Origin of the sequence: Blautia faecicola (genome assembly GCF_004123145.1) — a bacterium.
Lineage (GTDB): Bacteria > Bacillota > Clostridia > Lachnospirales > Lachnospiraceae > Oliverpabstia > Oliverpabstia faecicola.
In genome coordinates this window covers 928659-954959 of record NZ_SDKC01000001.1, presented here as the reverse complement: position 1 = coordinate 954959, position 26301 = coordinate 928659, and the positions used below count along the sequence as shown (strand labels likewise).

General features: G+C 46.6%; 22 protein-coding genes and 1 tRNA gene. 3 read left to right on the top strand and 20 right to left on the bottom strand.

Annotated elements, in window-relative coordinates; genetic code table 11:
- Nucleotides 1–2: 2 nt before the first annotated feature.
- The 3 genes from ETP43_RS04435 to ETP43_RS04425 form a co-directional block, all read right to left on the bottom strand.
- Nucleotides 3–548, bottom strand: coding sequence for a hypothetical protein (locus ETP43_RS04435; RefSeq protein WP_129257161.1), 546 nt, complete (start codon nt 546–548; stop codon nt 3–5).
- Between the two features lie 64 nt (nt 549–612).
- Nucleotides 613–1884: a hypothetical protein gene (locus ETP43_RS04430; protein ID WP_129257160.1), complete on the bottom strand. Its 1272-nt coding sequence runs from the start codon at nt 1882–1884 to the stop codon at nt 613–615.
- A 103-nt stretch (nt 1885–1987) separates the two neighbouring features.
- Nucleotides 1988–3325 (bottom strand): HEAT repeat domain-containing protein, encoded by a 1338-nt coding sequence (locus ETP43_RS04425; RefSeq protein WP_129257159.1) that lies wholly within the window; start codon nt 3323–3325, stop codon nt 1988–1990.
- 324 nt (nt 3326–3649) lie between these two features.
- Between ETP43_RS04425 and ETP43_RS04420 the strand changes: the two genes are divergently transcribed.
- Nucleotides 3650–3733: transfer RNA gene (locus ETP43_RS04420), tRNA-Leu, on the top strand.
- A 136-nt stretch (nt 3734–3869) separates the two neighbouring features.
- Here the strand turns inward: ETP43_RS04420 and ETP43_RS04415 are convergent.
- From ETP43_RS04415 to ETP43_RS04335, 17 genes are all read right to left on the bottom strand, one after another.
- A complete protein-coding gene (locus ETP43_RS04415) occupies nt 3870–5537 on the bottom strand; it encodes a glycoside hydrolase family 13 protein (protein ID WP_129257158.1) in 1668 nt (555 codons plus the stop codon).
- Between the two features lie 114 nt (nt 5538–5651).
- Nucleotides 5652–6491: a purine-nucleoside phosphorylase gene (locus tag ETP43_RS04410; RefSeq protein WP_022400316.1), complete on the bottom strand. Its 840-nt coding sequence runs from the start codon at nt 6489–6491 to the stop codon at nt 5652–5654.
- Nucleotides 6481–7062, bottom strand: a complete 582-nt coding sequence (locus ETP43_RS04405; RefSeq protein ID WP_129257157.1) for a zinc ribbon domain-containing protein — start codon at nt 7060–7062, stop codon at nt 6481–6483. Before ETP43_RS04405 ends, ETP43_RS04410 begins: the two co-directional genes overlap by 11 nt.
- Nucleotides 7063–7103: 41 nt before the next feature.
- Nucleotides 7104–8525, bottom strand: a complete 1422-nt coding sequence (clpX, locus tag ETP43_RS04400; protein WP_129257156.1) for an ATP-dependent Clp protease ATP-binding subunit ClpX — start codon at nt 8523–8525, stop codon at nt 7104–7106.
- Nucleotides 8526–8910: 385 nt separating this feature from the next.
- Nucleotides 8911–11037, bottom strand: a complete 2127-nt coding sequence (locus ETP43_RS17525; protein ID WP_243114189.1) for a S1C family serine protease — start codon at nt 11035–11037, stop codon at nt 8911–8913.
- A 102-nt stretch (nt 11038–11139) separates the two neighbouring features.
- Complete coding sequence (locus ETP43_RS04390; protein ID WP_243114188.1) at nt 11140–12087, bottom strand: glycosyltransferase family 2 protein; 948 nt, start codon at nt 12085–12087, stop codon at nt 11140–11142.
- Nucleotides 12088–12144: 57 nt separating this feature from the next.
- A complete protein-coding gene (locus ETP43_RS04385; RefSeq protein WP_129257155.1) occupies nt 12145–13302 on the bottom strand; it encodes an LCP family protein in 1158 nt (385 codons plus the stop codon).
- Nucleotides 13303–13336: 34 nt separating this feature from the next.
- A complete protein-coding gene (locus tag ETP43_RS04380) occupies nt 13337–14602 on the bottom strand; it encodes an LCP family protein (protein ID WP_129257154.1) in 1266 nt (421 codons plus the stop codon).
- A gap of 51 nt (nt 14603–14653) precedes the next feature.
- Complete coding sequence (locus ETP43_RS04375) at nt 14654–16060, bottom strand: undecaprenyl-phosphate glucose phosphotransferase (RefSeq protein ID WP_129257153.1); 1407 nt, start codon at nt 16058–16060, stop codon at nt 14654–14656.
- Nucleotides 16061–16233: 173 nt separating this feature from the next.
- Complete coding sequence (locus ETP43_RS04370) at nt 16234–17187, bottom strand: glycosyltransferase family 2 protein (RefSeq protein ID WP_022400308.1); 954 nt, start codon at nt 17185–17187, stop codon at nt 16234–16236.
- 13 nt (nt 17188–17200) lie between these two features.
- Nucleotides 17201–19018: a glycosyltransferase family 2 protein gene (locus ETP43_RS04365; RefSeq protein WP_243114187.1), complete on the bottom strand. Its 1818-nt coding sequence runs from the start codon at nt 19016–19018 to the stop codon at nt 17201–17203.
- A 33-nt stretch (nt 19019–19051) separates the two neighbouring features.
- Entirely contained in the window at nt 19052–20206 is a 1155-nt protein-coding gene (gene rffA, locus ETP43_RS04360; RefSeq protein WP_243114186.1) for a dTDP-4-amino-4,6-dideoxygalactose transaminase, read from the bottom strand.
- 66 nt (nt 20207–20272) lie between these two features.
- The gene (locus ETP43_RS04355) at nt 20273–20611 is read right to left on the bottom strand and encodes an EamA family transporter (protein ID WP_022400305.1); all 339 of its coding nucleotides are present in this window, start codon (nt 20609–20611) and stop codon (nt 20273–20275) included.
- Complete coding sequence (locus ETP43_RS04350) at nt 20604–20954, bottom strand: hypothetical protein (RefSeq protein ID WP_022400304.1); 351 nt, start codon at nt 20952–20954, stop codon at nt 20604–20606. The genes ETP43_RS04355 and ETP43_RS04350 overlap by 8 nt, the downstream gene beginning before the upstream one ends.
- Before the next feature lie 135 nt (nt 20955–21089).
- Nucleotides 21090–22337, bottom strand: coding sequence for a lipopolysaccharide biosynthesis protein (locus ETP43_RS04345; protein WP_022400303.1), 1248 nt, complete (start codon nt 22335–22337; stop codon nt 21090–21092).
- 16 nt (nt 22338–22353) lie between these two features.
- Nucleotides 22354–23355: a glycosyltransferase family 2 protein gene (locus ETP43_RS04340; protein WP_129257152.1), complete on the bottom strand. Its 1002-nt coding sequence runs from the start codon at nt 23353–23355 to the stop codon at nt 22354–22356.
- Nucleotides 23345–24217 (bottom strand): LicD family protein, encoded by an 873-nt coding sequence (locus ETP43_RS04335; RefSeq protein WP_164979594.1) that lies wholly within the window; start codon nt 24215–24217, stop codon nt 23345–23347. Before ETP43_RS04335 ends, ETP43_RS04340 begins: the two co-directional genes overlap by 11 nt.
- A gap of 167 nt (nt 24218–24384) precedes the next feature.
- On the opposite strand from ETP43_RS04335, the gene ETP43_RS04330 reads away from it, so the two are divergent.
- Both ETP43_RS04330 and ETP43_RS04325 read left to right on the top strand, forming a co-directional pair.
- Nucleotides 24385–25314, top strand: coding sequence for a glycosyltransferase family 2 protein (locus ETP43_RS04330; RefSeq protein WP_022400300.1), 930 nt, complete (start codon nt 24385–24387; stop codon nt 25312–25314).
- 12 nt (nt 25315–25326) lie between these two features.
- Nucleotides 25327–26289, top strand: a complete 963-nt coding sequence (locus ETP43_RS04325; RefSeq protein WP_129257150.1) for an aspartate aminotransferase family protein — start codon at nt 25327–25329, stop codon at nt 26287–26289.
- Nucleotides 26290–26301: the final 12 nt, after the last annotated feature.

Here is a 26301-nt window from a genome sequence, read left to right as displayed (position 1 = left end):
TGTTATCTATTTCTATTTTTATCCTTATTTTTCTTTTTTTCTGATTCTTCACCGTTTTCCGGTTCTTTCTTGAACATTTCGGCTATGAAGATCGCTGCAAAACCTGCTCCAAGGATAATAGCTGCACAGCAGAACAAGAATTCCAGGGGATCTCTGTCTGGCACAATCTTATATTTTCCTTTTGACGTTCTGTAAACTTCCACGTCGATCTCGTCCCCTGTATTGATCTCCTCATCGTTCCAGCAGTATACGGTGTCTCTGTCTTGGTAGGTTTCTCCATCGATCTCAAAAGTGACTTTCACTCTGTATTCCCGTAATTCTCTTTCACGATGATATCCATCCTCATCCTTGTCTTTATTTACGACTTCTCTGCAATATCCGACAACAGCCGAAACCTCCCGAATATCCGTACTGTTTTTATACTCATGGCTTGCTATCCGGCTTGAGACCACACCATAAATTCCTGCACCACACACAACAAGTCCCACCAGAATACCCAATAGAATAATTTTTATATCTTTCTTCTTACCATTTTTTACACTATTCATCGCTATCCCTCCTTCCATTCTTTATATACTCTCTGAATCTTTATCCTGTCGGTTTCTCGAAACATTATCCATAGGTCCTGATGGCCTCCAGAAGCTGTGTATCATTTTGATTGGACGGCATGCTGGCGTTTTCTGTCTCATTTTCCAGAAGCAGTCCCGAACCGCTGTATACAGAATACACACAGAATGTTTCTGACCAGGTAACCGGATCTTCACCCTTCTGATACCATTCGCCACCGGTTCGTGTCGCCTCCATTGTCAGATACGTTCTCCCCTTCTCCTGGGAACAGCTCCAGGTTCCTTCATAAGCCTCTGTTTCTGTATCATCGTAGTCCTCTTCGTCCACGCCATATTCTCTTTCACACCAGGAAATATGTAATTTCCCACCTTTTCGGAATTCCAGAAAATAGTTTCCATAACTATCCGTACTTCCCATCGCTATCTGAAGTTCCCAGCTAGTGTCTGCCAGATTCTTTTCTTTCAGCTCCATACTGACATCTCCGTACCATCCTCCAAATCTGCTGGCACCGCAGGCGGCATAATCCGTAAAATCCTTAGCCTGGGGCTCATCCGACTCGGTAACAGGGACTGCCACGCGTCCAAGCATATCCATCATGGGATACCAGTCTGCCTGGTAGCCGGCTTCTGTTCCCATGGAGATCATAGCCGTAGCATATCCTCCCACTCCGTTACACATCACAAGATAGGGTTCTCCGGTCTCGGAGGAATACAGCTGCCCTACTTCATCCATCTCAAAAGTCTCAAAGTTCATCCTCTGTTCTATGATCTCCACCGGATCATCACCGCTTCTCGGAACAACGCAAAACAGCTGTCCGATTTCGTTTCCAATGATTCTTTCTTCTGGAATCATCTTTACAAATGGATACTCCTCCGAAAGATCCGGGAAGTTTTCTTCGATCCATTCCGGTATCCGGTCTACATAGGATTCGTCCACTTCTCCAAGAAAGGCCACTCCAAAGTTCTGAAGGGTTCCTTCCATGCTCTGGCGAAAAGCTTCCAGAGACTTCTCTGCTTTCTGTTCTTCTGTCTCTTCTGTCTCTTCTTTCTTTTCCGGTTTTGGAGTAGTCTCCGGTTCTTCCGGCTGTTCCGGTTTCTCTGTAGTGGAACTATCTTTTATTTCCGGTTTTCCGGCCTTGTTGGCCTTGATGGGAACCGGTTCGGCATCTCCATTCTCCGGGAGTTCTCCATCCGCCGTTCTTCCATTTACCATGCCGTCTCCGTCTTGCTTGTCAATACATCCGGTAAATATGGTCAGCGATGTAATGCAGAGCATTCCTGTAAGAAGGGCTCTGAGCAATATATTTTTATTTTTCACACATGTTTCCCCCTTTATAAAAGATTTCGAGCGCACCTAAGATAGATCGGGATTTTGGTGTATTCATGCCAAAACACCTCGCTGGACAGTGGCCACTGAATAGTTACTCTTTATTTATCAAAGCTTCATAGGTGTGGGACATCAGGAACTGCCCCGGATCATCCTCGGTCATATTTTCCATGATATTCTTTAAGCTTTCTTTTGAAGCATCGTCTCCACGCTCCATGATATATTTCATTGCGATTTCTCTTCCTCTTCTGTCTGCATCCTGATCCGCTACGATATCCAGCATCAGGTTATTAATTTCTGCCTCATCAAAATAGGTGGCTTCTTTCTTCCAGTCTTCATAGCTGGTGCCCATGCTGGAAGCACTTCTGAATGCGCCAACCGTTGTCCAATATGGAATCTCTCCGTTGCGTGGCTTCTGTGACAGATAATCTATCGTTATGCGGTATGCCCTTTCATTGGTATATCTATGACTGGGGTAATCATACCACATATAGGTCAGGGAAGTGATGCACGCATCGTGGAACTGAACCAGACTGCTGTCCTTCAAAACTTCCTCCAGCGGATCGATCACCCGGTCATCGTGGAGCCTTCCGGCATACTTATATGCACACGTTCTTACTTCCTCATCCTCATCCCCCATCAGTTTGAGAATGGCATCTACCATGCCGTCAATACCCATAGCCCATTCAGATCCTATAGCAAGGGCTGCCTGTTTCCGGACATTGGCATTCTCGTGCTCGGTCATATTCAAAACGAACTCTGCAACCGCCGGATTGCTCACGGCACCTCCAAGACTTCTTAAAGCGGCAAATAATACTACAGGTTCTGTTTCCTTGGCCAGTACTTCTTCTGCCATCTTTTCTTCCTCACTGCTTGTGCCAAACAGGCCTCCGATCGTGGTGAATGCATAGGCGCGAACGTTGGCATTTTCACTGTGGAGCATGTTATCCCTGATTGTTGTGGTATATGGAATCTTGCATCCATCATCCTTGAGGATTTTGAAAGCCTCATCGGTAATATTTTCTTCTCTGCCATAAAAGTCTTCTGTATAGTTTGTATAAGCATATGTAGAATAAAGTGCCAGTGCTTCGTCTTCTGTGATATTTTTCACGTCTTTGATACGATCTATCAGATTCTGAGCAGACATACTTTCATATTCTTTTTTCGTAACCTGTGCCGGTTCATAATCATCGTCCGAGAAATCTGTTTCGTTCTCGGTATCCGTGTCTTTATCTGATTCTTTGGTTTCTTTGTCCTCCTTTGGTACCGGTGTTTTGGGCGGAGCATCCGTTTCGGCAGAATCGTCTCCGGTATCTGTCGTTTCTACTCCTGAAGTTGTGTCTTTATCCTTGTTTCCGTCCTTTCCACAGCCTATAGGCATCGCCAGCATAGCTGCGATCAGCAGCATGCTAATAACTTTTTTCCACATCATAAAGTTTCCTCCCTTCGTTTCTGCAAAACTTTTTCTATGATTGACCTTACCTTCTCTATAATTATATTAAACAATATAAAACCAGTTTTCACTATTACTTGTGTTAGTTACCGATAGTTGTTTGTCTGTTTCCTGTCAGAAAATGTTTTTACAGTTAATTTCCGCGAATCGTCGGAATACATTATTCAATTACGCATTTCATAAAAGTTCTCTATTTTCTATATTTTTCTATGTTTTTTCAAAAAATCTGTTGACAACCAGTGTTTTTTCATGTATAGTACATTATGTTGTTGAGATGCAACGAAACTTCATAATAAAAGTTGTGCAGGAATGGCGGAATTGGCAGACGCGCAGGCTTCAGGTGCCTGTGGTAGCAATATCGTGCGGGTTCAAGTCCCGCTTCCTGCACTATTTTTTTGTCTTTGTACAGGCTATTTATTTTCTGCAATCGTAAAAAGATCGCTGCATTCACATTTTTCTGTAAACACAGCGACCTTTTCTTTCATCTCTTCTTATAACTGTTCAATACCCTCACAGTTTCCTTTTATTTTTCAAGCACAAATGCTTCATACGGGCGAATCGTCATCTGTTCTTTGATTTCTCCTTCCGGATAATTTGCGATCAGATAGCTTCCCTTGCGGAATTCCTCCGGAATCTCTACTGCTACTTCTTTTTCACTGAAGTTACATACCACCAACAGTTTTTCTTCTCCCAGTGTTCTTGTATACATATAGATTTCTTCGGACTCCGGCAGTAACAGATCATAAGTTCCGTATACGATGATCTCTTTTTCTTTTCGCAGTGCGATCAGCTTTCTGTAATAATTAAATACAGATTCCGGATCGTCGACCTGTTTCTTCGCATTGATCTCTTTATAGTTCGGATTGACCATGATCCATGGTTCTACGGTGGAAAATCCTGCATAAGCACTGTCATCCCACTGGAACGGTGTTCTCGCATTGTCACGGCTCTTACGGCACAGATAACGCATCATTTCTTCCGCGGTAAATACATGCTGTTCTTCTACCAGTTCTCTGTAAGCATTGATGCTGTCCAGATCACGGAACTGATCGATCGATGTGAACGGAACGTTCGTCATGCCAAGTTCTTCTCCCTGATATACATAAGGAGTTCCCTGCATCATGTGAATACAGGTTGCCAGCATCTTTGCAGATACATCATGATATTTTGCGGAATCATCGGCATATCTGGATACCGAACGTGGCTGATCGTGATTCTCCCAGAACAGACTGTTCCAGGCAATATCCTCCAGACCTTTCTGCCATTTGGTCAGAACAGCTTTCATCTCGCGCAGATCCATCTTTTTATCGGTCCATTTGTTATCCGCATCAGCATCCACATCCATATGTTCAAACTGGAATACCATATTCAGCTCTTTTTCATCGCTTCTTGCGTATTTTTTAGCTTCTTCCAGAGTCACACCGGAACACTCGCCTACGGTAATGGTATCCGCATTGTTTAATACTTTTTCACGCATCTCCTGCAGATATTCATGGACATGAGGACCGTTTGCCGGCTCATTAAAGCTTGCGTATCCATTGATTCCCGGCTTTCCATCCGGCAGATCCGGCTTTTTGGAGATCAGGCTGATCACATCCATACGGAATCCATCTACTCCTTTTTCCAGCCACCAGTTCATCATGTCAAATACTTCTTCCCGGACTTTTGGATTATCCCAGTTCAGATCCGGCTGTTTTTTTGAAAACAGATGCAGATAATACATATCCGTTTCTTCATCATACTCCCATGCCGGCCCGGAGAAACAGGAGCCCCAGTTATTCGGTTCCTTTCCATCTTTTCCATCTCTCCAGATATAATAGTCGCGATATGGATTGTCTTTAGACTTTCTGCTCTCTATAAACCATGGATGTTCATCGGAGGTATGGTTGACTACCAGATCCATGACGATTTTGATTCCATGCTCATGTGCTGCTGCCAGCATCCGGTCAAAATCTTCCATGGTTCCGAACTCGGTCATGATCGCACGATAATCGCTGATATCGTATCCATTATCATCATTCGGAGACTGGTATACCGGTGATAACCATACGACATTCACTCCCAGTTTTTCCAGATAATCCATCTTTTCTGTGATACCGTTCAGATCACCGATTCCATCTCCGTTGCTGTCCTTAAAACTTCTCGGATAAATCTGATATACGATACTTTCTTTCCACCATCTTTTTTCCATAGTTTTATCTCTCCCTTTTACATTTATCATTTTGTGTTTTTGCCAAACACCAGATACTCTCATCATAACCGAAAAAAGGGCGAAAAACTTCCATTTTTCTCCCCTTTTTCTATACTATTCTGACTTTTCATGTTCACCGATTCTTCGGATCACTTCCGTTACCAGCGCACGGAATTTCGGTGCGGCAAGATCGGCGGCTTCCTGCACCTCTTTGTGGGACAGCGGCTGTGTACTCATGCCGGCTGCCAGATTCGAAATAAAGGAAATTCCCAGGATCTTCATTCCCATATGGTTGGCTGCGACAGCTTCACACGCGGTACTCATTCCCACCGCATCTGCCCCCAGTGTCCGTACCATGCGGATCTCTGCCGGAGACTCATACGCCGGACCGGTAAACTGCAGATACGTTCCTTCCTGAAGATCAATGTTCAACGCTTTGCTGCTCTCCCGGATGATCTTCCGGTACTCCCTCCGGTAAATCTCACTCATATCCGGAAAACGCGGTCCCAGATCTTCTCTGTTGGCTCCGATCAGCGGAGACGGTACAAAACTTGAAATCTGATCGGTGATCATCATCAGATCCCCGGCATGGAAGTTCTCATTGACACCACCGGCGGCATTGGTCAGAAACAGGATCTCCGCACCCATTTTCTTCATCAGACGCACCGGAAGTACCACATCCTGCATCGGATAGCCTTCATAATAGTGTACCCGCCCCTGCATCATAACGGTCGGTACCCCTTCTACCTTTGCATATACAAACTGTCCTTTGTGTCCGGCTACCGTAGACCGCGGAAATCCTTCGATGCTCTCGTACGGAATAACCTTTTCCACAGTCACATGGTCTGCATAATCACCAAGACCAGATCCAAGGATCAGCGCCAGTTTCGGTACAAATGGGAGCTGATCTTTCACTGCCTCATAACACTGATCCAGTTTTTCTTCACTCTTCATCGCCGTCCTCCTTCTGTGCGCAGGCATCCCATACTTCCTGCTCTGCATCCTGTTCCGGCGCTGTTTCTTCTTTTGTTTCTTCCTGGGGTTCTTCGGTTTCTTCTTCAACTTCTGTTTCCGGCTCTTCGCCTTCTTTCTCTTCCTGGTCTTCCGTCTCCTCTACCGGTCCCTGGGTAAACCATTCCTCTTCTTTTTCTTCCTCTTCCCCCGGAAGTTCCGTACCGCAGTACATGCAGAATACGGCATCTTTCGGATTGGAGATTCCACAGGCAGGGCATACATTTTTTCCCTGTTTTGCAGCCATGCTCTCTTTACACTCTGCCAGTTCTTTCTGCAGACCCATCACCACTTCACAGTGACCGGTCAGTTCTTCATCCATGGTATCTCCGTCTACATAGCGCTTATACACAATTTCACCGACATCCGCATATTTTTTCCGAATTTCTCTTTGCAGTGTCCGCACTTTGTTTCGCATCTTCTGTGTCTCAACAAATTCCTCTGTTTTCTTTCCCACAGCTCCTGCGGTCTCTGTGATCGTCTGTTTGATGCTTCCAAATAAATCTTCGTTCATAAGTCATACCTCCTTGCATATTAACCCCATTTGTATCCTTTTTACTGCAACAACAGCGGTTCCTGTCCTCTCAGAAGGATCTTCGGACCACCGATGTGTTCGATATACTCTTCGGTGATGATCACCTCTCCGATGCTGTCATCTTTCGGAATCTCATACATGATATCCAGCATGTATTCTTCCAGAATCGCCCGCAGTGCTCTCGCACCGGTATCTTTTTCCAGTGCTTTTTTCGCAATCGCCCGCAGCGCATTCTCTTCAAATTCCAGCTTCACTTCGTCCATCTCCAGTAGTTTTTCATACTGTTTGAGGATTGCATTGCGCGGCTCTTTCAGGATCTTCACCAGCATATCCTCATCAAGTCCCTGCAACGTGAAAATAATCGGCAGTCTTCCCAGAAATTCCGGCACCATACCGAAGGCTCTCAGGTCTTCCACCGTCACTTTATCCAGCAGGTTTTTATCGTTATCGTATTTGTCCTTCAGATCCGCCTGGAAACCGATCGACGATTTTTTATTTAACCGCTCTTTGATGATCTCAGTCAGATCCGGGAATGCACCACCGCAGATAAATAAAATATTGCTGGTATTTACCGTAGCCAGCGGTACCATAGCATTCTTGCTGTTCGCGCCGACCGGCACTTCCACATCACTGCCCTCGAGAAGCTTCAGCATCCCCTGCTGTACCGCCTCACCGCTGACATCTCTCTGGTTCGTATTTTTCTTTTTGGCAATCTTGTCAATCTCATCGATAAAGATAATTCCATGCTCCGCCCGCTCCACATCGTTATCGGCTGCCGCAAGCAGTTTGGAAACCACGCTCTCGATATCATCACCGATATAACCGGCTTCCGTCAGGGAAGTTGCATCCGTGATCGCAAGCGGCACATCCAGCAGTTTTGCCAATGTCTGCACCAAGTAAGTCTTACCGCTTCCGGTCGGTCCAATCATCAGCATATTGGACTTCGCGATCTCCACCTCACCGCTTTTCTGTTCCGAACTGAGCACCCGTTTGTAATGATTGTAGACGCCGACAGAGACAACTTTCTTCGCATGCTCCTGTCCGATCACATATTCATCCAGCTTCGCTTTGATCTTATGTGGCGGCGGAACATCCTTCATGGTAAATTCCTGTTTCTTTTCTTCTGTTTTCTTTTTTTTCTTCACTCTCTGTTTCTCTGATACCTGATTCGGAATACTCGACAGATCCATCATGCTGATATTCGGCATATGACTCATCAGATCTCCGTAATTCATATTGCCGTTATTCATGGTATCAAAACTCTTCTGCATACATTCCGTACAGATATGTATATTCTGAGGAAGCGTAATCATCGGTCCCGTCTTACTCTCCGGTCTCCGACACAGAAAGCAGACTTTTTCGTACTCGTCTTCCTTCGTATTTCCATCAGAAGCCTCCCGCCCCTGCATCTCTTTTTCCTGTAAATCCTTGTCTTCTGACATCCCTTTATCCCTTTCTCATCCCACATTCCATGAGACACTGTCCCCGAAACCACCCATCACTCCCCGTGCCTCCGGTTACTTAACCTATATTATAAAACAGAATCCTCCTGCCCTCAAGTAAACTTTTTCTAAACACAGCTTTCAACATACTGTCTCCCCCTATTTTCCTTCTGTTCTCCCCCTCTGAATAAGTTCTATCCCTTCATTCCTTTTATTTCCTGCCATTCCCACCATATTTCAACTTTCTCCCACCGTCAACGCACAGCGGCAGGGGTTCCCGCCAGGGTCCGGCAACACTGTGTGGGCGCTTAAAGTTGCTCTGCCCCACGTTGCCGGACTCTGGCGGGAACCCCTGCCGCGTCCGTCTATGATACTACTTATTCACTTACTTACCCTGCTGGGGATCCGCCTGCTTCATCTCACTCTTCTTTCCAAGAGTAACCGAAACCGTCTGCTCCTGATACTCCCCGTTCTGTGCCCGGCTGATCACAACATCCACAGTCTCACCAGCCTGATAATACTCCAGTTTTCCAACCAGATCAGAACTTCCGGAAACTGTCATACCGTCAAACTTGACAATGACATCCCCTTTCTGGATACCGGCTGTCTGCGCCGGTCCGCCTTCTTCTACGGAATCCACAAACGCACCCAGCGGAATACCGTAAGTCTGTGCGGAAGTAGAATCCACATTCAGACAGGTCACACCGATATAACCCGCATGCTCCTCATCCGTCTTATATCTTGTCTCACGGTTCATCAGTTCGTCCAGAATCGGCTGTGCCACAGATACCGGAATCGCATAACCCATTCCTTCTACCTCGGTAGCTGCCGCTTTCGCAGAGTTGATACCGATCAGTTCTCCCTGCATGTTCAGCAGTGCGCCACCGCTGTTTCCAGGATTGATCGCTGCATCGGTCTGGATCAGTTTTCCGGTTGTCTTTCCGTCTTCGTCGGTTACTTCACGATCCACCGCACTGATCCATCCGGAAGTTACGGACTGTCCATATCCCAGTGCATTACCAATGGCAACTACCTGTTCCCCGATTTCCAGCTCGTCGGAATTGCCGATGCTTACTACTTTAATGGATTTCAGAGTATCTTCACTCATATCCGAAATTTTCACAGCGACTACCGCCAGATCGTTGTCGGAATCCGTTCCCTTGACCTGAGCTTCATACACCGCATCATCATCAAAAGCGACCGTAATAGTATCTGCATCAGCTACTACATGATTATTCGTTGCTACCAGGATTTCACTGTCATTCTGTCCTACAATGATACCGGAACCGGAACTCTCACTCGGGTACTGCTGCACGCCGCCAAAGAAATCCTGTACCATTTTTACAGACGCATTCGTAATAGATACAACAGACGGCATACAACTTTTTGCCACCTGTGCAACGGTGTATTCTCCCGTTGTGCCTGCGCTTACTTCCTCCGTTGCATCACTTCCGCTTCCTGCTGCACTGTTACTGTCCCCGTCAGCATTCTCCTGCTGCGGCAGTTCCGTGGTCGGAAGCTGATACTCTGTTTTCTGCTCATTTTTAATTTCTTTATGCACGATCATACTGGATCCGATGATGATACCGCCTGCAACTACACCAAAAAGTACCGCCAGACCAAGCGTTACTAATACTTTTTTTCCTGTTCCGCCCGGTTTTCTGTGATCCTGTGGTTGATTCGGATCCTGCTGTGGCTGGTAATACGTATAATTTCCATACTTTCTCTGACCGGTCACCGGACCGTTCTGCGTACTCTGTTCCCGGCTCGTCCAGGAATTTCCGTTCTGATATGCTCCGCCATTCTGCGTATTCTGGCTGTTCTGACCGTTTCCCGCACAGCCCCAGTTGCCATTCTGATAGCCCCCGGTTGCCTGTCCGGAAGAATGGTTACTCTCTGTCTCTTTTGTTGTCTGGTTTCCACCTACCGGCTGTCCCCAGCCTCCGTTATTCGGTTCATTGGCTGTTGTCTCTGTCCGGTTCTGCGTATCTGCGGTTCCACTGACATCTTCCCGGTAATTCTGATTCTCATACGTGTTCTGACTGGTACGTTCCTCGCCGTCCGTTCCGTTCTGGCGTTTCTGATACTCCGGATTCACCCAGTGATAGGAACCTGCTGCCTGTGGATCTGTCGTCTGTGCATCACTCTGCGGTGCTGCCTGTTCCTGTGGCTGTACCGGTGTCTCCGGCGCAGACTGTTCTACCTGCTCCTGATCAGCTTCTTTTCTTTCTTCTTTTCCAAGCACCGCTTCCCATGGATACCGTGTTTTCACTTCTCCGGTCTCCCCAGCCTGTGCATCTGCGTCCGGTCTCACTTCTTCCGCCGTTTCTGTCACCTCTGCCTGTTCCGGTGTTACATCCTGCTCTGTAGATTCTGTCGTTTCTGCTGTTTCCTCTGCTGCAGCTTCCTCATTCTCTTTTCCATCTGTCACTTCAGCAGTCTCCGTTTCCTCAACGACTGTCTGCTGATTTTCTTCCGGTTCCGTTCCCGGCACTTTCCATTCATCACTCATCGTTTTTCTCCCTGTCCTTTATCTGTATTTCTATTCTTTTTCGCGTCTTGTGTATCTGTTTATCATATCCGAAAATTGTGTTGAAATTGTGAACTTTCCCGCTTATTCCCAATATTTCGGATTCATCGTGCAGCGATCGATCACCCAGCGTGGAAGCTTTCGGTATTTTTTCCCCAGAAGATAGCCCAGATACTTCCAGCCGCTTTGCCATACCAGCTGGATCACCAGCCACGGTTTTCCCTGGCGGCAGAGCCAGCCCGCCGTCTTTTTCACCAGACGGATCCCCTCTCCTTCCGATCGGATCCCGTCAAAAACTTCCGGGTGATCCGCCTGTGAAACTGCCAGATCAAAGTTCCGGTGAAACTGCTGGATTGCCGAATGATTATGGGAATGTACCACCTTTGCCTCTGCCGCATAAGCCACTCCATATCCCTTCTGGATCAGCCCGCCGGCAAAGATCATATCCTCATTAAAAATCGTTTTCTTCACAAAGCCACCCAGTTGCAAATACAGCTCCCGCTTATACATCGCGCACACATTGGAACAGAAATACGTCTTGATACCGAGTTCCGGCAGGTCTGCCAGCCATTTCACCCGACTTTTTTCCGGATAGTTAAACTGCCTCGTATACTGTTCCATCAGCCGGCAGTCCTCCCGCGGCAGCTGTCTCGCATACGCCGCGCCGATCTTTTCTTCCTGTTCAATCGCCTCCACCAGTTTTTCAATCAGATGGCGGTCTTCCGGCAGCGCATCCTGTGTCATAAACAGCAGATAATCTGCCTGACTCATTCGTGCCGCCTGATCTCTTGTCTTCCCATGATCGAATTCCTCTCTGGTCAGATGATGCACTTCCATCGGAATCGTCGTTTTCTCATAAGCCGCTTCCCAGTTTTCCTCTCCTGTATTCATCACGATCAGGCGGTGTACCGGCCAGGTCTGTCCTTCCAGTCCCCGCAGCAGCAGCTTCCACCCTTCCCCCGGACGGTATGCCGGGATGATCACATCTACCGTTTTCTTTTCCATGCTCTGCTCCATTCCTTTTTTATACATGCGAAAAGAACTGCCGCATGACTTACACGACAGTTCTTTATTATTTTATTTTTTCTCTTACTCCGTACCACCCGTACGATAAGCGGCAAGAGATCCATCCTCTGAATGATCCAGTCGGGACTCATCTCCGAAACCACTCTTATCCACGATTCTCTGACTGTATGCTTTTACCTCATCGGAAGGAGTATAACTGTCTTCCGGATACAGGAACTCATGCAGTTTGATTACATTGGATTCCAGCGTAACCGGGAGTACCACATCCAGACCACCCATCGCATCTTTTACCCGTTCTCCATACAGATGATCAAACGGGAAACCGGTCTGATCTTCGATGTCATATGACATCATGCTCATTCCCATCTGCAGGATTTCTGCTTTTGTAAAGGAAGTATATACCTTTGGAAATACCTTATCCAGAATCTTGCTCAGGGTGGCAATATCCGAGTTCTTTGCTTTCTCTACAATTTTGTAGATTACCTCTCGCTGTCTTGCCGCACGGCGGAAATCATTTCCGGATGTATAACGGATTCGTGCATAAGATACCGTCTGTACACCGTTCAGATGATGGACACCTGCTTTTTCCTCCAGCGGTGTATAATCCATGCCGGTAACTTTTGAGGTCCCCACACAGTAATTGTTCAGATGAACCACTTCTTCTTCTTTCAGTTCCACATCAATTCCACCAAGCAGTTCCACGGCTTCCGCAACTGCCTGGAAGTCTACACTCACAAAATCTGTCACATTCAGATCCAGATTGGTATTCAGCATACTCAGAAACTGTTCCGGACCACCTTCTGCATAGGCAGCATTCGCTTTATTATACTGACCGTTTCCCTCAGAATCTTCCCCGATCCGCAGATAGGTATCACGATATACCGACACCAGTTTCACCTTTTTGGTGTCATTGTTGATACTTGCTATGATCATCGTATCACTGCGGGCGCCCGATTTCAGTTCTCCGTCACGACCATCCAGACCGATCAGTCCGATCGTCGTATATCCCTTCATCACGTTATTGTCACTGACACCGGTATTCACACCAATCTTACTGAAATCAAGATCGGTAAAATTCATCTTGCCCAGTTTTGCATAGATAAATACTCCGCCAATCAGAATCAGCAGAAGAAAAATCTCTATTCCGAACAGGATTCTTCTGCGTCTTCTTCTCTGTAAGATTCTCTTTTGTTTTTTGGTCAGTGGTTTCTTCTTAGCCATAGACTTCCCCTCCCTCTTTTGTATCCCCTAAGGTTTACTGTGCCAGGGAAGACTCATCATATCCCTGTGTGTCACCGGTTGTATCTGCCGTACTCTCTTCCTGTGTATCCGCAGTATTTTCTGTCGTATCAGCGGATTCTGTATCCGTTTCCCGATAAGCTGCCAGCGATCCGTCTTCCGAGTGTTCCAGTCTGGATTCTTCACCAAATCCACTCTTATCGATAATTTCCTGACTGTATGTCTTCACCTCGTTTGACGGTACATAACTGTCTTCCGGGTACAGGAATTCATGAAGTTTGATTACATTCGACTCCAGGGTGATCGGCAGTACGCAGTCCACACCATCCATCGCCTCTTTCACCGTATCGCCATACAGATGATCAAACGGAAAACCGGTCTGATCTTCAATATCATATGACAGCATATTCATTCCCATCGATAAAATCTCTTTTTCCGTTAATGAGGTATAGATCATAGGGAAAATTTTATCCAGTACCGTATTTAACGTGGCAATACTTGAATTCTTCGCTTTTTCTACAATTCTGTAGATCACTTCCCTCTGTCTTGCCGCACGGCGGAAATCGTTTCCGGATGTTTTTCGGATTCGTGCATAAGCTACTGCCTGTACACCGTTCAGATGATGCACACCCTCGATTTCCTCCAGCGGGGTGTAATCCATCCCTGTCACTTCCGAGGTTTCCACACAATAATTGTTCAGATGAACAACCTCTTCTTTTTTCATCTCCACATCAATTCCACCAAGCAGTTCCACCGTCTCTGCCACTGCCTGAAAATTCACGGTAACAAAATCGGAAATGTTCATATCCAGATTTTTGTTCAGCATGTTGATCATTTTCTTGGCACCGCCGGTACAATACGCCGAATTGGCAAGTCCATAGGAATTATTTTCATCTTCATCTTCTCCCAGACACAGATAGGTATCCCGGTATACCGACACCAGTTTTACTTTCTTGGTGTCGTTATTGATGCTTGCTATGATCATCGTATCACTGTTCCAGTCACTCTTCAGCTTGTCATCCCGGCTGTCGATTCCTACCAGTGCGATCGTGGTATATCCTTTCATGACCTGGTTTTCCGTCACGCTCTCATTCACATCAAGTTCTTCTTCATTGATCGTCTCGTGATTCAGCTTTCCAAGTTTCGCATATACAAACAGTCCGCCCATCAGGACTACCAGAACGATAATTTCCAGTGCGAACATCACTCTGCTCAACGTACTTCTCCGACGTCTGCGTCGGACTCTTTTCTGTCTGTCCGTCAGGTTTTTCTTCTTCGCCATGTATCTACTCCTTATGATTCCTTTTCGTTTCCTATCTTGCGGACCTTTTGCCTAATACGCATTCTTGTTGATAAAGCCTTTTAAAAATGTCAGCAAAATAATCTTTATATCCAGTCCGATCGACCAGTTTTCGATGTAATACAGGTCGTATTCGATTCGTTTCCGGATCGAGGTATTGCCCCTGTATCCGTTCACCTGTGCCCAGCCGGTAAGACCCGGACGTACCTGATGTTTCACCATATATCTCGGAATTTCTTCCCTGAATTTTTCCACGAAAAACGGACGCTCCGGTCTTGGTCCCACCAAACTCATATCCCCTTTCAGGATGTTGAACAGCTGTGGCAGTTCATCGATACTCGTCCTTCGCATCAGTTTTCCGATTCCGGTCACTCTTGGATCGTTTTTCACGGTCCATGCCTTCTTTTCACTTTCCTTTGACTGTACTTCCATCGAACGGAACTTGTACATCATAAACGTATGATTGTGAAGTCCCACCCGCTCCTGTTTATAGATCAACGGTCCCGGAGACGTCAGTTTGATCATGATCACGGCAAACAGCATCACCGGAGAAAACAGGATGATTGCAACCAGCGATCCGAAGATATCCATCAGCCGTTTCACCACCGCGTTGAACGTATTGGTCAGTGGCACATACCGGATATTGATGACCGGAAGTCCCAGTAAATCTTCCGTATACGGTTTTGTCGGAATGATATTGTTATAATCAGGAATAAACTTCGTATGAACTCCTGACTTTTCACACATTGCCACAATTTCCTGCAGCCGGTAATACTCACTCAGTCCCAAAGTGATCGCGATCTCATCCAGCCGGTTTTCCGGTAAGATCACCATCAGATTAGCAATTCTTCCAAGTACTTTAATTCCGCGGTACGTAGTTCCCGCTTCCACATTGTCATCGAGGATTCCCCGAATCTGATAACCCCACTGCGGATTTTCCAGGATCCGGTCGATATATCCTTCCGCTGCCTTGCTGTAACCAACCAGTAAGATATGCTTCTGATTCAGTCCTCTCTTGCGGATATCCCGCAACAGATAGCGGATCGCCATACGAACCAGTTCTTCCAGACACATGTTGATAAAATAAAAGTAAAACAACATGTCACGGGAAAAGTTGATCTCTTTGAGCAACACATAGATGCCGCCGATCAACAACAGGAGTCCCACTGTATTCGCTTTTACAATGTTGGAAAATTCCAGCCTGCGTCCCTGTACCCGTTTGGGTGTATACAAATTAAATGCATAATACAGAATCAGATAAACAGGGACAATTCCAAACAGTGCTGTCATATACCACTCAAAAGACAAGCTCCTGACCGCATCGCCGGAAAACGGACCCACGAATTTTAATAACCATGCCGCCAGATAGGAAATGATGATCACAACGGCATCTATCACTACGTGCATACGATTAAAGTACTTCTGATTATCTTTAATCAATATTTTTCACCTTTTAATCGTTTTCGGTATCCCTTTCTGTTTACCATATTACTATAATACGGAACCCCAAAAAGCTCAACCAAACATTTTATTAATTAACTTACACTTTTCTTACATATTATAGTCAGGAAGCATTTTCCTGTCAACAAAACTTACGTTCCCGTATGCCTCCCCTATCCAAATCTCCGGATCACATTGATCCATAATTGCAACTGGATCTTTGCGTAATTTGGCAGATGTTTCCAGGAAAACGGTACTTTTTTTTCTTTCTTGCACAGGGAAAATCCATTCTTGATTCCCGCGGCATATTCCCGTCCGTACTTTTTCGTGGCAAAGAACACCAGTTTCGTGCCAAATCCCAGGATCAGAAACGGCAGGTTCAGAAGGATCTGCAAAAGGGGCATGTTTTTATAAAGCATATAGATATTATTTCTCGAAGAATATCGGATCTTGAATTGATTGTAGCGGGAGCCGGAAGTTCCGCTTCCCACATGGTACACCCCTGCTTTCGGCAGATACCAGTTTTTGTACCCGGCGATCTGCGCCCGGTATCCGAGATCGATGTCTTCGAGATAAGCAAAATGCTCCTCGTCAAATCCGCCGAGTTTCTTTACCAGTTCCGTCCGGTAAATCGCCGCTCCCCCGCAGGAGGCAAATATTTTCCGCTCTTTCAGATAATTTTCTTCCGGTTTTCCTTTTCCCAGAGCAAATGCCCAGCCAAGGCAGTTATAATAATTCCCGGCGTCATCCATCTTTCCCCGGTCATGAAACTGCAGCATCCGCGCTGCCCCGGAAAAAGCGTTCTTTTTTCTTTCAATTCCAAGATACAGCTCTTTCAGAAAATCCGGTTCCGCCTCGGTATCATTGTTTAACAACACCACATACGGTGTCTGTGTCGCCTCGATTCCGAGATTTACCGCCTTACAGAACCCGGTGTTTTCCGCCAGCGCGATCACCTTCACCCATGGGTATTTTTCTTCGGTCAGTTCTCTGCTTCCATCCACGGAACCATTGTCCACAAAAATCACATCAAAATCGGAAAATGTCTGTCTCTCCAGACTGTCCAGACAACGTTCCACATACTGCATCCCGTTAAAGTTGGGAATCACAACGGTTATCTTTTTCATCGTATCTCCTTCCTTACGCCCGCAGGGAATAATTCCATTTGCTCAGAGTAAGGTTTTTATTGTAATAGGGATCTCCCTGTTTTAGCAGATCGATCCATCGGGTCCGCATAAATTCGGTCTCCTGCTGGAACCGGCGCACCTTTTCTTCGCTGTCCTCCGATCCTCTGGATTTGGATTCGTAATGATACAGTTCCACTTTCGGATTGTAAACCACCAGATAGCCGGCTTTCACACAGCGCAAACACAGATCCACATCGTTAAAAGCCACCGCAAGTTTTTCTTCAAATCCACCCAGGCTTTCAAATACAGACCGTTTCATCATCATGCATGCCGCTGTCACCGCACTCAAATCCATCTGCAAAGATGCCTTGTGCAGGTAACCGCTTCGCGAACGCGGCATATTTAAAAAGGCATGACCGGCGATCCCGCCGATTCCGATGATCGTTCCCGCATGCTGGATCGTATCGTCTGGGTAATACAATTTTGCTCCCACGATCCCCACTTCTTTTCGCTGGCAGTTTCCCAGCAGTTCTTCCATCCAATGCGGATTGATCACTTCCACATCATTATTTAAAAACAGCAGATACTCTCCGGAGGCCGATTTTTCTCCGAAATTATTGATCGCCGAATAGTTAAATCCGGATTCCCAGGTCACGATCTTTACGTTGTCCCGCTGCTTCAGTTCTTCATAGTATTCCCAGGTTTCTTTCTCCTGGCTGTTATTCTCTATGATGATCACTTCATAATTGGCATATGCAGTCTTAGAAAATACGGAGTCCAGACACTGTTTCAACGTATCTTTCTGATCTTTGTTCGGAATCAGGATGGACACCAGCGGATTTCCCTGTACCGGATATTCCACCTGATAGAAACCAAGGTCTTTCGTATGGCTCACGGTTCCCTCCACACCCTGTCGTTTCAGATGCGCTTCGATGGCACGTTTTCCCGCGTCAAACGCATACATCTTGCTTGCCGGATTGTCCGCCGTAGATGCCTGATGCGTCCGCCAGTGATACAGCACTTCCGGGATGTGGCAGATGTGTTTCGCCGCCTCCGTACACCGGAAGATGAAATCATAATCCTGCGCACCGTCATACTCTCTGCGGAACCCGCCAACCTGACGGATCAGATTCGTTCTCACCACAAAGAAATGTGTAATATAATTATTGGATCTTAACAGATCGATATTAAAATCCGGTTTGAAATGCGGCTGAAAATGTTCGCTCAGATCCGTTGTCACCTTATCCTCATCCGAATAAAAAACGTCCGGCTCTTCTGAACTTTGATTCAACGCCTCCACGATCCGGTAGAGTGCCTGCGGTGCCAGCAGATCGTCATGATCGAGCAGCCCGGTAAATTCCCCGACTGCCATCTCCATCGCGGCATTCGTATTTTCCGCGATTCCGAGATTTTCTTTCAGATCTTCCACTTTTACTCTGGCATCTTTCCCGGTGTACTCCCGGAGCACTTCCGCCATCGCTGTGTCTTCCGGACTTGCATTGGCGATACACAGTTCCCAGTTTGTGTAGGTCTGCGCCTCCAGAGATTTGATCATTTCCCGCAGGAATTTTTCAGGCGTTTTATATGCCGGGACAACCACACTGATCAGCGGCTGTTTTTTCCACTGTTTCTTTCTCTGTGCTTCCAGTTCTTTTTCCGTTGGTTTATGGCTTTCAAACCATGGTCCGTAAGGCACTTCTTCCGGTTCCATCCGCTCGCACAGGCGCACCCAGAACTCCTTCGGTCCGTAATGTTTCAGATAACGAAACCCCTTTTTGATCGTATACGGTTTTATCTTTTTCAGATAACGCATCCAGTTTCCTGAACTCATCGATACTCCTTTCTGTTGCCGTTTATCTGCCTTTTATCTTCCTTCTATTGTCTCATACTCCGTAAATTCCTTCAGTGCTTTTACCACTTCCGCCGCTTCTTCCAGAGACAGGCTGTAATACATCGGCAGACGGCACAGCCGTTCGCTCTCTTTTGTCGTGTAGACATCCTCGCCGTGGAATCTTCCAAATTTCTTTCCTGCAGTTGCCGTGTGAAGCGGTACATAATGAAAGACGCTCAGGATCCCGCGCTGTTTCAGATATGCCAGAAGTTTTGTCCGCACCTTCAGATCTTTTACTTTGATGTAATACATATGGGCATTGTGTGTTGCATATTCCGGGATATACGGGCGTTCCAGCACTCCTCTGTCTTCCAGTTCTTTCAGTTCTTCGTGATAGAAGTTCCAGATAGACAGTCTCTTGTCATTGATCTTATCTGCCACTTCCAGCTGCGCCCACAGATAGGCGGCATTCATATCGCTTGGCAGGTAAGAAGAACCATAGCCCACCCAGGTATATTTGTCGATCTGTCCACGGAAATACTGGCTGCGGTTCGTTCCCTTTTCCCGTAAAATTTCCGCCGGTTCCAGATATTTGTCATCCTGAAAGAGAATCGCACCACCCTCTCCCATGGAATAATTCTTGGTCTCATGGAAACTGTAGCATCCGAAATCACCGATCGTTCCCAGTGCTTTTCCCTTATAAAAAGCATTCACTCCCTGCGCGGCATCTTCCACCACTTTCAGATTGTATTTTTTCGCGATTGCCATGATCTCATCCATCGCACAGCTGACACCGGCATAATGCACCGGCACGATTGCTTTCGTCTTCTCTGTGATCGCTTCCTCGATTTTTGTCTCATCGATATTCATCGTATCCGGGCGGATATCCACAAACACACAGGTAGCGCCCCGCAAAACGAAAGCATCCGCGGTGGATACAAACGTATACGACGGCATGATCACTTCATCTCCTGGCTGGATATCCGCCAGAAATGCCGCCATCTCCAGTGCATGCGTACAGGAAGTTGTCAGCAATACGTTTTTCGTCTGAAACCTGTCCTTCATCCACTCGGAACATTTTTTTGTAAACGGACCGTCTCCGCAGATCATACCGTTTTTTTCTACGGCTTCTTTAATATACTCTGTTTCTTTTCCCACAAACGGTGGGCGGTTAAAACTGATTCTCACTCTTCTCACTCCTGTTTATTGTTTTTCTTTGATACCGGATTGTTCCGTACTTCTGCCTCTGGTATCTCACATCGTATAAATCAAAATTCCTGCTATGATCAGCAGATTTCCGACAAGTTTTCCTTTTGTGATCTTCTCGTTCAGAATCAATCTTGAAAAGATCAGTACAAATACATACGCCGCAGTATCGATCACCGGCCCGAAACGCATATCCACTTTCGTATAACACCAGGTGTTCAGAAGCAATACGCCGAAAAAGATCCCGTACGCCACGATCACCCGCCAGTTCAGATATTCCAGCAGCGGATTGCTGTATTTTTTATTGGCACTCTGTTTTAAGAGTACCTGGGAGATGGCAGTAAAAAATGTGCCTGCCAGCATCAGTAACATAAACATTCTATTCATAGCGCTGCACCACCCATACGCCGGCGAGTACTACCAGGATTCCGATAATATTCTGCGCCGACAGATTTTCATGAAAGATCACCACTGCCCAGATCTGCGACCATAACAGGTACACACTCTTGTTTGCATACGCTGTGGACAGGGAGAACTTCTTTATCACCTGCTGCCATGCAATGGCATAGATCCCGCAGTTTCCGATCATCAGTGCCAGAAACACATAAAGCCAGATACTTCCCAGCCCGTGCTTATTATACTGAACGGACGCCATCTTGGAAAATACACTGGTCAGCGAAAACAGCAGAATATTCAGGTGAAGCTGTATGTAATTCTTTACTTTTTCCATCGTTTTTTCCTTTTGTTCTTTTTGTATATCCTCTTTACAGACGATACCATATCATCTTATTATACCATTCTTATACTTTCGCTTCAAGAATACTTTTCTTACGATCAAAAAAGTGCCGAAAACAGGCACTTTTTCTTATTTTTCCATATGTTGTTTCTCCCTCTGTCTGACTTTCCGTAACAGCCAGATCCAGAGTGCGACGATCTCGATCAGATAACTCACCGCCAGGGAAATACTTCCTCCCTGCATCCCAAACTGGCGGATCAGCGGATAGGCGCCGAAATAGCTGACCGGAAGTATGATCACATTGCAGATCACCAGTCCTTTGATCTCTCTTACTACCGTAAGCAGCGCACATAAAAACCACACGATGGCGGTCAGAATCGTACAGCCGATGAGAGGAAGCAACAGATCTTCATGCGCTGCCACCTCATCCCCGTACAGAAGTTCCAGCCCCCAGTGTCCGAGGATCTTTCCGCCACCAAGGGCGACAACGCTGATCAGTGCGATCGCTGCCATGCATTTGCGAAAAGTTTTCCAGAAATCCCGGATATTTCCACTGCTGTACTGTTCGGCAAACAGCGTGATAAACGGGTTAAATACATAAGACGCTCCCATCTGGACGATCATCGTCGGTGCGGAAACCGATCCGTAGATACCGAGTGCCGCACCTCCCAGAAGTTTTTCCATCACAAGACGCGGGATCGTCGGAATAACGGATGCCATGGTCTGGTAACATAACAGCGGAAAACATTCCGCCATCAACGTTATATTTTTTTTCTCTTTCAGATGAATCTTTATGGTATCCAGCTTCTTTGCCCGTGGAATATCATAGAAAAAGATCACCAGCCAGGAGACCAGCGCCATGGCAAGAATAGCTGCCAGCAGACTCTGCGTCACTGCCAGTACCACCACAAATCCCGCAAAAGAAAGAAGTCCTTTCACCAGCCAGGATTTTCCGATCCAGTCCATCCGCCATTTTTTCTGACAAATTCCGGCATAGACATCGTAGAACGCCTCCGCCATCTTAAACAGGCAGTAGGCAACGATACACAGACTCGATCCGTAGCTGTATCCGGCGATCAGTGCATAACCCCCACACGCCAGGAACGAGAGGATACAGATAATCAGACGGCTGCTCACATAGATACCGGAAGTGTATTTTTCTTTCATGTCCGATACCTGATAATTGCGGATCCCCTGCATGGCGATGCTGTAAAATACGTTATTGACCGACATGGCAAGGGTCAGGACTCCCGCCGTTTCCACACCGGAGAGCCGGACTACCAGTACACTGATCAGCCACTGCGTGATCAGATATACCATACTTCCCGCCGAGTTCCAGATAATGCTCTTTTGTATTGATACTTTTTTTTCTTCCATATTTTTTCCTTTTTGTTCAGCCTATCAGTTTCGCCAGAAGTTTCAGTCCGTGTACCCGGAGTGCACACACAAAAATCCACGGTCCGATCTTTTGTACCGCCGGAAGTTGGTGAAAATATCCCACTTTTATATAAGGATTTTTATAGCATTTCGGGAAACAGTTCTTCATAATCTCCTGTACTTCCCGGCACATTCCGTCTTTCACCTCTTTGCGGCATCCTCTTCCCGTGTCAAACAACAGGCTTGTCATGATCCGGCAGATAAAAAATTCCAGTTTTAACGGATCCATCGGATGCTCTTTATCTGTACAAAATGTGATGGCATCCCGCAGCTCTCCGAAAGGCAGCTGCCGCATCTCCAGTTTCCGGTTTTTGATCGTCGAGGTTGTCGACTGGGGATTCGCACGGTAATAATATTCTCCGTCCCCGATGGTCTGAATGTTTGCGGCAACAGCTTCCAGTTTTAAGATCAGCGGAATATCTTCGCAGATCACGCCTTCCCGGAAGCGGATCTTCCAGGTGTCAAACAGTTGTCTTCGAACCAGACGGTTACAGCAAAGATACGACGGGATCCGGATCCCGTTTTCCTGATAATTGATCTCATACTTCTGAATGATCTCGCCCTGCTCCGTCACCTTGGTATAATTGCACATCACCATGTCCGACTTCTGTTCTATGGCGGTGTCATACATTTTCTTCAGAAAATCTTTTCCTATGTAATCGTCGCTGTCCACAAACGCCACGAACTCTCCGGACGCCATCGCCAGTGCATGGTTTCGCGCCACTGACTGCCCCTGGTTTTCCTGATAGATCGCATGGATCGTATCCGGATAGTTTTTTTCATATTCTCTCAGTATCTCCGCTGAGTGATCTTTGCTTCCGTCATCTACCGCAAGGATTTCAATATCCTCAAGTGTCTGCTGTAAAATCGAATCCAGGCATGTGCGAAGATAGCTTTCCGCGTTATAGACCGGAACGATCACCGATACTCTGATAGGTGCTTTCTTTTCATTTTCCAAATGTCATTACCTCTTCTCCCGGAAACTGGATCTCTACAGGCATATGGTTTACCCTGTCTTTTTCATCCGGAAGTTTCATATAATCTCCGTAACATCTGGTAAGAATGGCATCGTATCCGCCTGGAATCTTCACGGTGATATCCTCAAACGGCACATCCACCAGCTGTTCGATCTCTTTTTTCTCAATGATCCATTTTTTTGCATCTGCGGCAAAGGTTGTCATCCGGGAACTTCCCTTCTCCGGTTTCTGCATAAATGCCTGGTTGCACTTTTTCCAGACCGTCTTTGCAGAGATCCCGCAAAGATGCATCCCCCCGTGCAGAATATGCCAGATGGAGCGCATCACAAAATCTTTTGCCGGTCCGTACTGACCGATCTGCGGCTCTTTAACCTTATAGATACTCAGGATCATCCCCCAGCGCACCGCCCGGTTCAGCTGTTTTTCCATCTCTGCCTCATCATCCGAGATCTCATCATAAGGAAAGATATCAATATAGAATCCGGTAACGCTTCCCGCCTTTTGCAGACTGTTTTCCACAAAACGGGTGTGATTCATACGCAACTTTGCAAAATACAGATGATACTCCGGATCCGTATCGACAGTCTGAAGAAAATACTCTTCCCCGCATTCTTTCTGTGCGATCTGAAGGAATTTTTCATAATCTTCTCTCGGCATTCCCACATCAATATCATCGTCCCAGGGAATAAATCCCTTATGCCGCACCGTTCCGAGCAGCGTTCCGAACGCCACGAAATAGCGCAGATGATATTTTTCACAGATTTCGATATATTTGCATAAAATCTGTTTTTCCACATCCTTGATTCGATTCAATATTTCCGTATCGTATTCTCTGTACTGCAAAACTGTTCCTCCCCGCCTTTTACGTGCTTTGATCTTGCACCATTATATCTGTTGTAAAATCCCTTGTCAAGGTGAGCCGTTTCCCCGGAAAACCTTGAAATAAGGGATTGAAAATGATATGATGAAGCACAGAAAACAACCCTTTAAGAAAGGAAACACAAGATACTATGAGTTTATATTCTGTTGTTGTTCCGGTGTATAATTCGGAACATACCTTAACGGAACTTTATACACGTCTCGAGAAAGTCTTCCGCGAAACCGTGCAGGAACCGTTTGAACTGATCCTTGTGGATGACGGTTCCAAAGACCGTTCCTACCAGATCATGGAAGAACTGCGGCAGAAGGATTCCCGCGTAAAGATCATCCAGATGGCGAGAAACTTCGGACAGCATCCAGCTCTCCTGTGTGGATTTTCCCATGCGGAGGGAGATTTCATCATCACCATGGATGACGATCTTCAGCATCCGCCGGAAGAGATCCCGAAACTGATCAACACCATCAAAGAACGGGACGATGTGGATGTCATCATCGCAAGTTACGAGGGAAGAAAGCACGGACCGATCCGCCGGCTCGGAACCAAAGTCTCTGTCTGGGCTACCTCCAAGATGCTCGGAAAAGACCCGGATCTGCAGATCACCAGTTTCCGTCTGATCCGCCGGTTCCTCGTGGAAGCCATGTTGCAGACAAACACCTATCTTCCACAGATCGGCAACCTTCTGGTGTTAAGTTCCAACCGGATCATCAATGTACCGGTGCACCATGATGCGAGAGCCTACGGAAAAAGCGGTTATTCTTTCCGCCGCCTGGTCAAAGATCTGCTCTACGATATCACTTCCCACTCAGCCTTCCCGCTGCTTCTGGTTCGTGATTTCGGTATCTGCAGTTTTCTGGTCAGTGTGGGACTCGGAATTTTCTTCCTGATCCGGTATTTCCTCTACGGTGTCTCCGTGGAAGGCTGGACTTCCCTGATGCTCGTACTGCTGGCATTCTTCGGTATCACTCTGCTTTCCATCGGAATCATGGGGATTTATCTGATGAATATTCTGAACGAATCCAAGAAAATGCCGCATTATGTCATCCGAAGAAAAGATGTCTGACAGGAGGATTGTATGAAACAGGAAATTGGTGGATATCTGGAACTGGAAGTTTTCCACGGGAAAGAATATTATCCTGATCTTGTAAAAGTGAATCTTGGCCGTACAGCCCTCTGCTGGCTGCTGGAATCCCGTAAGATTGAGACACTCTATCTTCCGTTTTTCCTCTGTGACTCCGTGATCGATGCCTGTGAAAGACAGGGAACCCATGTGATCTTCTATCCGCTGGATAAAGATCTTGCACCGGTTCTCCCCCCTGACCTTTCCCTGCATACCGGGGAGTACCTCTATCTGGTCAATTATTACGGACAGCTGACGGATGAAAAGATTCTGTATTATAAAAAACACTATGAAAATATCATCGTGGATCACACCCACGCTTTTTACCAGCGTCCGCTTCCCGGTGTGGATACTCTGTATTCCTGCCGGAAATTTTTCGGGCTGAGTGACGGCGCCTATCTTTCCACAGATGCCACGCTCACTGCCGAAAAGGAGCAGGACGTCTCCGCAAAACGTATGGGACATATTCTCGGCCGCTTCGAAAAAGATGCCGGAACGTATTATCAGAAAATGTTAGACAACGCAGCGACCTATCACCAGATGGAGATCCGCACAATGTCCCGCCTGACGCAGAACCTGTTAAAAGCGATCGACTACGAACAGATCCGTCAGAAACGAAATGAAAATTACGCTTTTCTGAAAGAACTGCTCCCCTCCGAGTCACCGTTTACCCGCGTGATACCGGACGGACCTTTCGCCTATCCGTATTATCATAAAAACGGGATTGCGCTGCGAAAAGCGCTGGCGAAAGAAAAAATCTTTGTTCCAACCAACTGGTCCAACGTGATCCGGGACTGTGCGCCCGACTCTTACGAATATCAGTGGGCGGCAGATATTCTCCCGCTCCCCTGTGACCAGCGTTACGGGAAAGAAGAGATGCAGCGGATCGCCGATGTGATCCATGCACTGGAACCTTAGAAGAAAGGATTA